Annotated in this window: 12 protein-coding genes and 1 pseudogene; 1 reads left to right on the top strand and 12 read right to left on the bottom strand. The window is 37.5% G+C overall.

Annotated elements, in window-relative coordinates:
- The 11 genes and pseudogenes from FIM66_RS07870 to recR form a co-directional block, all read right to left on the bottom strand.
- A pseudogene (locus tag FIM66_RS07870) lies at window positions 1-774 on the bottom strand (hypothetical protein); the annotation flags it as partial.
- A 215-nt stretch (window positions 775-989) separates the two neighbouring features.
- Window positions 990-1,475 carry a GNAT family N-acetyltransferase gene (locus FIM66_RS07865; protein WP_120928344.1) on the bottom strand — a complete coding sequence of 162 codons (486 nt, stop codon included), beginning with the start codon at window positions 1,473-1,475 and terminating at the stop codon, window positions 990-992.
- Window positions 1,476-1,568: 93 nt separating this feature from the next.
- Window positions 1,569-2,324 (bottom strand): 7-carboxy-7-deazaguanine synthase QueE, encoded by a 756-nt coding sequence (locus tag FIM66_RS07860; RefSeq protein ID WP_140548975.1) that lies wholly within the window; start codon window positions 2,322-2,324, stop codon window positions 1,569-1,571.
- The gene (locus tag FIM66_RS07855; protein ID WP_140548973.1) at window positions 2,321-2,923 is read right to left on the bottom strand and encodes a 6-pyruvoyl trahydropterin synthase family protein; all 603 of its coding nucleotides are present in this window, start codon (window positions 2,921-2,923) and stop codon (window positions 2,321-2,323) included. Before FIM66_RS07855 ends, FIM66_RS07860 begins: the two co-directional genes overlap by 4 nt.
- A 1-nt stretch (window position 2,924) precedes the next feature.
- Window positions 2,925-3,584: a hypothetical protein gene (locus FIM66_RS07850; RefSeq protein ID WP_140548971.1), complete on the bottom strand. Its 660-nt coding sequence runs from the start codon at window positions 3,582-3,584 to the stop codon at window positions 2,925-2,927.
- A complete protein-coding gene (surE, locus tag FIM66_RS07845) occupies window positions 3,581-4,384 on the bottom strand; it encodes a 5'/3'-nucleotidase SurE (protein ID WP_000722448.1) in 804 nt (267 codons plus the stop codon). The genes FIM66_RS07850 and surE overlap by 4 nt, the downstream gene beginning before the upstream one ends.
- On the bottom strand, window positions 4,381-5,292 hold the full coding sequence (locus FIM66_RS07840; protein WP_140600357.1) for a polyprenyl synthetase family protein: 912 nt from the start codon (window positions 5,290-5,292) through the stop codon (window positions 4,381-4,383). The genes surE and FIM66_RS07840 overlap by 4 nt, the downstream gene beginning before the upstream one ends.
- Window positions 5,293-5,307: 15 nt before the next feature.
- On the bottom strand, window positions 5,308-5,850 hold the full coding sequence (folE, locus tag FIM66_RS07835; protein ID WP_108350997.1) for a GTP cyclohydrolase I FolE: 543 nt from the start codon (window positions 5,848-5,850) through the stop codon (window positions 5,308-5,310).
- A complete protein-coding gene (htpX, locus tag FIM66_RS07830; protein ID WP_238699417.1) occupies window positions 5,851-6,783 on the bottom strand; it encodes a zinc metalloprotease HtpX in 933 nt (310 codons plus the stop codon). It abuts the gene before it with no gap.
- Complete coding sequence (truD, locus tag FIM66_RS07825) at window positions 6,770-7,915, bottom strand: tRNA pseudouridine(13) synthase TruD (protein WP_140479831.1); 1,146 nt, start codon at window positions 7,913-7,915, stop codon at window positions 6,770-6,772. The genes htpX and truD overlap by 14 nt, the downstream gene beginning before the upstream one ends.
- Complete coding sequence (recR, locus tag FIM66_RS07820; protein WP_140600356.1) at window positions 7,912-8,493, bottom strand: recombination mediator RecR; 582 nt, start codon at window positions 8,491-8,493, stop codon at window positions 7,912-7,914. Before recR ends, truD begins: the two co-directional genes overlap by 4 nt.
- Window positions 8,494-8,628: 135 nt before the next feature.
- Between recR and FIM66_RS07815 the strand changes: the two genes are divergently transcribed.
- Window positions 8,629-8,835, top strand: coding sequence for a 2-hydroxymuconate tautomerase family protein (locus tag FIM66_RS07815; protein WP_001115880.1), 207 nt, complete (start codon window positions 8,629-8,631; stop codon window positions 8,833-8,835).
- Between the two features lie 56 nt (window positions 8,836-8,891).
- On the opposite strand, the gene FIM66_RS07810 is transcribed toward FIM66_RS07815, so the two are convergent.
- Window positions 8,892-9,010, bottom strand: a 119-nt coding sequence (locus FIM66_RS07810; protein ID WP_120829512.1) for an outer membrane beta-barrel protein, incomplete at its 5' end; no start/stop codon positions are given.

The raw sequence follows: 9,010 nt of genomic DNA, 5'->3' as shown, positions 1-9,010 counted from the left end.
CCCTCCGCCTTTGTTAGTGAATTCAAAAGGAGCGTTTAAGATCGCATCGCCCCAAGATTGGGAGTCTAAGACAGCGATCATGTTCAACATTAAATTAGTGAATTCTTCTGCGGTTTGTGGGGTGAAATTTTGCCAACAATCATTTTTCGTATTACCATTATTATTGTAAGGACAAGTGTTGAAATTGCTTGGATTTTCATTACTATATTTCATTATAAGATTTGTTTTAATGTTATTGAGCGTTTCAAACACCCTTTGCGTGTTAGCGTCAGAAATAGAAGTGCTAGTGGCTTCAAATTTTGGAAGAAAGAAAGTATAGGGGCCAATTTTATCAAACGCCTCTTTTAGACTATCAAATGCTTCTCTAGGTAAAACAATCTTAGAGTGTTTGGGGATAGTCTCTATCACGCCCAAATCAATCACATTGCCTTGAGCGTCTTTAAAACTAAGCTTCACATTGCTTAAATTATAAGGCAAGAAATTTTCTATAGTTATTTGACCATTATACATCACTCTAATGGGGGATAAAGATGAGAATTTCAATTTTGAAATCGCTTCGGCATTGGTGAACAAATTAGCCGCTCTTTTTAAAATCGTGTCTGTGGGTAAATAATTATAAGTCGCATAAGTGTTTTTTGTGGTGGTGTGTCTTTTTTCTTGCGTTTGCGCGCCTTCTAACAGCCCGGTTTCAAACCCGGCTTCTATGAAAAAGCCATTTTTCTCGTTCGCTTCTAAAGTGCTGAATAATAAAAGTGGGATGAATAGTTTTCTCATGGTTATCTCTTTTTAATTTATAGTGTTTTCATTATACAATTTAAGGGGGTTGTTTGTTTATTTTTCACAATTTAAAGCTTTTACAAGGGATTAGTGTTTCATATTGAAACAAAGTTTTAACAACGAGTGTTTGTTTTATAGTTTATTTATCATTAATTAGGCTGTGTTAATCAAAGTTTGATAGGTAAAAGGCGTGTGTCAAATGGATGTGCCAATCAAGACAGGATCTTTTCCATAAAAAGAGTAGGGAAAATCAAAGTCTCTTCGCCCAACTCCACCACACAATCCTCTTCTTTGATGCGCACAAAACCCAGCTTTTGATAGAGGTTGCATGCCTTGATTTGACTCTTGCTCACATGCAGAGAGATTTTAGTATAGCCTTTGATTAAAGCGTATCGCTCCACGCTCTCATAGAGTTTTTGACCCAGTCCTTGGGATTGATAAGCGGTATTTATGTGGAATTTACACAGCTCTGCTTCTGTTTGATTGATATGATTAAGCCCACAGATCCCAATGAGCTTGTTACCCTCTCTCATTTCAAAAAATTCCCCGCCATGCTCGTGCAATTTTTGAACGAACCCGCTAATATTGGGCAAAAGATCCAAGCGTTGGATAAACCCTAAAGGGTTATCAGCGATGCGCTCAGCGTAAAACTCTTCTAATTCAGTGGGGTATTTGGGCGAAAAAACATTGATGGTCATGATTTCCTAACTTTAGAGGTAAAATAATCCTTTAATGGTATATGATAACAATTTTTATCTTAAAATAATAACGCCTTGTATGATATGATGAATTTAAAACCCTTTCTTATTATCCCACAAGCGGATATGGAGCCTATCGCTCAGCCTGAAACCATGCTTTATGGCTAGGGGGGCTAGGGTTTTTAGATTTTTGTCTAGTTCGTTGTTGTTTGTGCCTAAGGGCATTAAAAAGATTTCATTATTTTTTAAGGAGAGTTGTTTCAAAAGGCTTTGAATTTCTGTAATAGATTGGGCGGCGTTTTGACTCTCCAATACAAATTTAAAATGCGCGCTTTTAGCGTTATTTAAGATATTTTGTAAGGCTTTGAGGTTGATCCGCTTGCTTTCTTCCTCCAAAGAAAAAGAGAGTTTGACGCTTAGAGTGAAATGCAATTCTTTTAAAATAGGGCTAAATTCAAAAAAAATAGAGCCATTGCTCTCTACACATAAAGGGATTTTTTGGCGATAAAAATGCTCTAAAACGCTGATTAAAATAGGGTTATTAAAATACAAACTTGGCTCCCCGCCTGTGAGAATGAAATCAAAATCCTTATAATTAGGGGCTAAATCCTCTAATCGTTCAATCAAGGGCTTAGGCTCATTGTAATAATCCCAAGATGTTTTGAATTTGGGATGCACCGCATACAAACTATCGCAACCTGTTAGGATTTCATCATTGAATGGGGTTTTACAATTAAAGCCCTTGCATGAAAGGTTACACCCCCCTAAGCGCAAAAAAAGACTGGGCTTGCCTATGTTTTTTCCTTCACCTTGTAAGGAAAAAAAGCTCTCAACGACCGGGAGTTTCATGGGATTTGGTGTAAGGGCTTAGCATGAAAAAAGCATTGTTTTTCATCGCTGATGATTTTATTGAAAAAGTCCTTATCATGCCACAAACTTTGAATGCCTTGCGAAAATGAAACGCAATTTGGATGCACTAAAGATTTAAAATGAGGGTTTTCTAAATCGTTTAAAAAGCTTTCAGCGTAGCCGTTTTTAGTCTCATGCACGCGCACGCTAGAGATTTTTAACTCCCCTTCATTATTAGAAAAAACGCTTTTTTGTAAAATGCGTGAAAGGTAGTATAAAAACATGAGGGCGTAACTTTCCGCGCTCAAATTAAACGAGCATTTCACATAACGAACGCAATGATTTTCTATAAAACGCTGGAACTCAACGCTTTCTTTATCCCAAAAATGATGGGCATGATCAAACGACTCAATGAAAACTTGCATCTCTTGTTGCATCAATCCAAAATCTAGCGCCATGTTCGCGCTGTCTAGGCGGTCGGTCTCAATAAAAACCTCCACTTCATAATTATGCCCATGGATATTTTGAGCGCATTTTACAGAAGAACAATTGCGCACCACATGGCTAGCGCAAAATTTATACAATCGCCTGATAACCATTTCATTCTCTATAACATGGCTGATAAAGGGGCAGTCTTAAATTGTAGTAGTAGTGTTCAGGGCGGTTAAAATCAATGCGTTTGATCGTGCTTTTAATCAAATCCCTATAAAGCATCTGATAGCCGCAAGTCCTCCCGCTCACGCTCCCATCCACATATAAAACCCGTTTTTGCAACACCACATCATACCAATCCAAAATAAAATGCGAATTAGCGCTCATTAAAATTTGCTCGCTAAAGCCATTGATAGCGTAATAATCCGTAGGGGTTTGGGAGCAATAAAACTGCCCCCCAAGAAAATAACAAGGCTTATTGACTTGATCAATCAGTTGGTAATTGTATTGGTAGAATGGCACAGCCGAGACATTACGGACAATGCGCGCATAGATCACATTTTTGGCTTTATCTAGCGGGAATTCCGCTTGCGTGAAGACATTGTAAAAGCCTAATTTTTGCAATTCATAAACGATCACATTGATATAATAAGAAGTCATCGCATCGCTTCTGTCATAAGCCACCACGATAGTGGAATTATAGTTGAACAAATAATCCCCTGTAACTTCTGAATAATACCCCATGTGCAAGCGGTGTTGGCATGCGCTAAAGAAAAAAAACACCCCAACAATTAGCCCTAAAAAAGCCAAGCGGTGATTTTTACTCACTTTAACATTCCCTCATGCCAAGATTCCAAGCTTTTTAGATCATCATAACTGGTTAAATCTAAATTTAAAGGCGTGATAGAGGCATGGTTTGAAGCAATAGCGTCAAAATCAGAGAGTCTGTCTTCATTTTCGCGCTTTTGCCATTCTAAAGGGTGTAGCCCTAGCCAAAAATAGCTTTCATTTTTGGGGTCTGTTCGTTTATGCACTTCTTTTTTATACAGCCTATAGCCCTTAGGGGTGATGCGTTCGCCCTTATATTCTTGTAAGGAGCAATTAGGGACATTCACATTCAGGAGTTTGCGCCCCTTTAAAGGGTAGCCTTTGGTGAAAATGTTTTGGACTAAATCCTGGATAATCTTTTGAGCTAGATCAAAACTTAAGGGAGTGTTTTTATTTTTGTTAGAAAGGATTTGAGAAATCGCAATGGAAGGCACACCTTGGATCGTGCCTTCAATCGCTCCGGCTACCGTTCCCGAATAAATCGTGTCTTCGCCCATGTTAGATCCAAGATTGATCCCTGAAATCACCAAATCAAAACAAACATGCTTAAAAAGCTCATTGATCGCCAGATACACGCAATCGCTTGGCGTGCCATCATCAATCCTGTAATGCCTGCCTTCTTTGCCCTTAATTTTCTCCGCTCTTAAAGGCGCGGTGATCGTGATGCATTGCGAGCATGCGCTTTTTTCATGCTTGGGGGCGACCACATAAATTTCTGCCATTTCTTCTAAAGCTTGTTCTAAAGCTTTAATGCCTTTTGCATGGTAGCCATCATCATTGGTGAGTAGAATTTTTTTCATGTCTTGCCTTTAAATAGAGTGTTCAATAATGCGTTTAAATTTTCTTGTAATAAAGGATAAGCGGGTTTTAGTAGATTTAAATCGTTTAAAACTTCTGTTTTTAAAGTTTGGGCGTAATCGCTTGCCTTTTTTAGCCCCAATAAATTCACAAAGCTGTTTTTAGCGCTGTCTAAATGAGTGGTTTTACCGCTTTCTTCTTCATCTTGCGTAATGTCTATAATATCATCTAGCACTTGAAAACAAAGACCCATTTTTAACCCAAAAGCTTGAAGCCATTTAAAAAGCTCTTCATCTTTAATACCGCTCGCAACAAGCCCCATAATCAAGCTTGCACTAATCAATTTAGCGGTTTTATGCTCGTGTAAGAAAGTGAGCTGTTCTAAATTTAAGGGCGTGTTTTCAAAATAGCAATCCAAAGCCTGCCCTAAGATCATGCCTTTAATCCCCCCATTAGCGCTTAAGATCTTGACTAATTCCACAATAATATGGCTTTCTAATAAAGCGTTTGAAAGCAATTCAAAAGAGTAAGTGTTGAGCGCATCGCCGATTAAAACGGCTGTGGTTTCATCGTATTTAGCGTGTAAAGTGGGGTGGTTTCTCCTTAAAGCGGCGTTATCCATGCATGGCAAATCGTCATGGATGAGCGAATAAGTGTGCAAGCATTCAATGCTTAAAGCGATTTTAAAATATTCTGTTTGTTGGTTAGAATAATCTTTTTGACCCACTAACGCACAAAGCACGGCTAAAAAAAGCTTAGGGCGGAACCTTTTGCCTCCATTAAGCACCATTTCAAAAAAGGCTTTTTCCAAATAAGGGTGGAAGCTTTCAAGGTGTAAATGATGGTTTTTTAAAAAGCTTTCAAAACGCTCGCACTCATTATAATAAAAGGATAAATTAGGGTTACTCATGTATAGAATTATAACCTAAGATTTTAAGAGTTGCATAAATTCAGCTCTGGTTTTAGGGTCTTTTTTAAAGAGGCCTCTTAACACGCTTGTTTTAATGATCGCATTTTGCTTTTGCACCCCTTGCATGCTCATGCACAAATGCTTGGCTTCACAAACCACGATCACGCCCCTTGGCTCTATGATTTCATCAAAAGTTTCTGCAATTTGAGTGGTCAGCCTTTCTTGGATTTGCAAGCGTTTGCTATAAATTTCAATGAGTTTAGCGATCGCGCTAATGCCGATAATCTTTTCTTTAGGAATATACCCTAAGCTAATATTCCCAAAAAAAGGGAGTAAATGGTGCTCGCAAGTGGAGTAAAACTCAATGTTTTGAGCCACGATCATCTCATCGCAAACGCCTTGAAAATACGCGCTTTTTAAAGCCACTTTAGGATCTTCTTTATAGCCTTTATACAAGAATTTCCATAATTCTTGAACCCTTTTAGGCGTCTCTTTCAAGCCTTCTCTGTTCTTGTCTTCGCCGATATTTTCAAAAAATTGGTTGAAAAAATTTTCCATTTAAAAAACGTGCCTTGATAAAGATTGGATACGATTTTTAATGCTAGGGTGGGTGCTAAACATTTCAGCGTTAAAAAGATAAGCCGCTGATCGGGTGGAGTTCTGATCTATGCCCTTGTAATCGTTGTTCGCATAGTCGTTAGAAATTTTTTGTAAGGCTCTGATCATAGGCTTATTGTCATGCATTAAAAACGCTGCCCCGCTATCGGCCATGTATTCTCGTGTGCGACTCAAATACATTTGCAAAATAAGCGTTAAAAAAGGCAAGATGATCTGTAAAGCCAATAAAATCATTCGGGCTAAATTCGCCCCACTATTCTTGCGATTCCCCATGAAAAAATACACGCTAAAATTAGCCACTAATAGCATGATATTGCTTAAAATCCCCACGCACATGGTCAAGCGGATGTCGTTGTGCCTGATGTGGCTGAGTTCATGAGCGATCACGGCTTTCAATTCATCTTTATCTAACCTTTCTATTAAAGCACTTGTAAGAGCGATAAGAGAATTAGATTCATCCCACCCGCTCGCAAAAGCGTTCATGTAAGGAGCGTTAATGATATAAAGCTTAGGCTCAAAATGAAGCTTAGCCTCTTCTAAAAGTTCTAACAAAAGGCGATGGATTTGATTTTCTTTAGAGCTTAAAACCTTGCTTGTGTCAATAAGCTTGTATCCATCACCGCTTAACATGATAGAGCTAAAATTTTGGATACAAACAACAATAACGACAAAAGCCGCTAAAAACATGATCAAAGTGATCGTAGGAAAAATTTGAAAAGTCATGAGTTTAAAAAGGGCTATGCCTAAATCATTAGCGTTGATTCTAATGACATCCACCAACAACCCGATAAAGGCAAAAATCACGCAATAAGTGGTTAAAACCGCGTTCGTTTTGATTCTGTTTTGCGCGATAATCTTTTCAAAATTCGTCATTATTTTCTCCTTTCTCATGCTTGATTTCTTTGAGCAACGCGCTCGCATAACTCCCTTTAGGCAAGTAAAATCCCAATTCAAATTGTGCTTTTTCTTTCACGTATTGAGAAGTTACATTTTCTGCAAACACCCAAAAAAACCGCCTAGAGCCTAGCGTTTTAGCATGGCTATTTAAAAGATTATGCTGGAATTCTTTTTCAATTTCAAAACTCAAATTTTTTGCATAAAGAGCTTTTTTGCCATCTAGTAACCCCGTAGGCACAGCTTCTTTTTTCAAAAACCTTTCGCTTTCTTTTTCTAATTCTAAAGCGTCAAAAAACTTCCCATAAGGGTAATGACACATCACATCGCCTTCTAAGATTTTAAAGGGGTGGGCTTGGTTTTTAAGGGCTTTTAGGGCGTTTGAATTAACGCTTAAATTTTTTTGTTTAAAAAATTCTAAATTTTCTTTGACGCTAAAATCGCTAATGATTTTACTGATTTCTAATCGTTTGCTTAAAAGCGAATTAAACAAATAACTTTGATAGCTTGAAATTAAAAAAGCGTTTAATTTTTGATGGGCGAATTTCGTTTTATTTTGTAAGATTTTTAACCCTTCTTTATGGTTGTCATTGAACTTCCCAAAGCGTTGCGAGCCAAAATAATTAGGCATGCCAAACTGTGCGATTTGTTCTAAAACCTGCTTTGTTTTTTGAGCGTTTAGGGGGGTCATTTTTTTAAAGCGCATAAAAAAGCGATTCCCCTTTAAATGCCCTAATTTGATTTTATTATGATGGTAATTCAAAGACAGGATTTTGAGGTTTCTTTCTTGAAAGTTGCTCGTATTTTTTTCTAATAAAGGGGCGTATTTTTTAGGGAGTGAGATGAATTGAGTCGTCAGCGCGTTTTTATCTTTCAAGCCCGCATAACCCAATTCGGCGATTTTTACCCCTAAAATTTGAGAAAAAATTTGAAGCATTTCTAAAGTGCTTAAACCGCTTTTCCTCACTTGAATAACGGCATGTTCGCCTGTGTTACTGAATTCATACAAAGGCACTTCATGCACGCAAAAATCCCTAGCGCTAGAATTGAAATGAAAATCAATGCTCGCATGGTTATAAGCATGCAATAGGGGCATAAAATGTAAATTCATGCTTTGATCCTTGAATTAAACGCCCTTGAGAGCGAAACTGAGTCAATGTTCTCAAAATTCACTCCAGTAGGCACGCCTTGAGCGATTTTAGTGAAAGTGAGATGGAATTGTTGTAATTTATCTTCAATATAAAGCATTAAAGAATCATTAGCCAAAGTGGGGGGGAAAGCAAAAATGATTTCTTTAATATTTTCTCCAACTAGGCGTTTTTCTAGGGCGTTAAAATCCACTTCTTCTATAGAATTTAACACATAATAGCGCCCTAAAAAGTCCTTTAAATCTTCTAAAATAAACACATCTCTTGGGTGTAAAACCATGCAAAGCTGAGAATTTTGCCGGCTCTCATCAGAGCAAATCTCACAAACCTCACTCTCGCTGAGCGCGTTACAAGATGCGCATGTTTTAAGGTTTTCTAGGGCGTTTTCTAAAGCGTGCGTGATTTTTAGCGCCAGATAGGGGTTTTCCAAACCCAAATGATACGCTATTTTAAAGGCGGACTTTTTACCCACATTGGGGATTTTTTCTAAACAATCCACTAAATTTAAAAAGTGGTTCAAGCTGTTTTTATAAGTATTCATTCTGTTAGTATATCAAACTTAACTTGACTTGAAAGAGATTAAAAGGGCTTTTATTGTTTTTATTTTTATCGTTTTTTAAAAGAGGGTTTAAGATGAAAAGCACTATAATACGCTATCTCAATTTTAAGGAATAACATGCCGTTTATCAATATCAAACTTGTGCCAGAAAATGGAGGGCCAACAAACGAGCAAAAACAGCAATTGATTGAAGGGGTTTCAGATTTGATGGTGAAGGTGTTAAACAAAAATAAGGCTTCTATTGTGGTCATTATAGATGAGGTTGATTCTAATAATTATGGTCTTGGGGGCGAGAGTATTCATCATTTGAGGCAAAAAAACTAAAGAGTTTTTAAAATTCAAAGATTGCGATACGCTTTTAGGGGGTGCTTGTTTCCCCCCTAAAAACTATAAACATAACTCACATTAAACGCCACAAGGCGTTTGAAAAAGAGGGAAGTGTTTAGCCCTTTACCATGCGTTTCATAAAAGGAATTGACTGCTAAAGGGATTTTCAAGC

It is taken from the genome of Helicobacter pylori, assembly GCF_006439795.1.
GTDB lineage: Bacteria > Campylobacterota > Campylobacteria > Campylobacterales > Helicobacteraceae > Helicobacter > Helicobacter pylori_CR.
The sequence above is the reverse complement of the archived record's forward strand: the minus strand, read 5'-3'. Positions and strand labels throughout refer to the sequence as shown.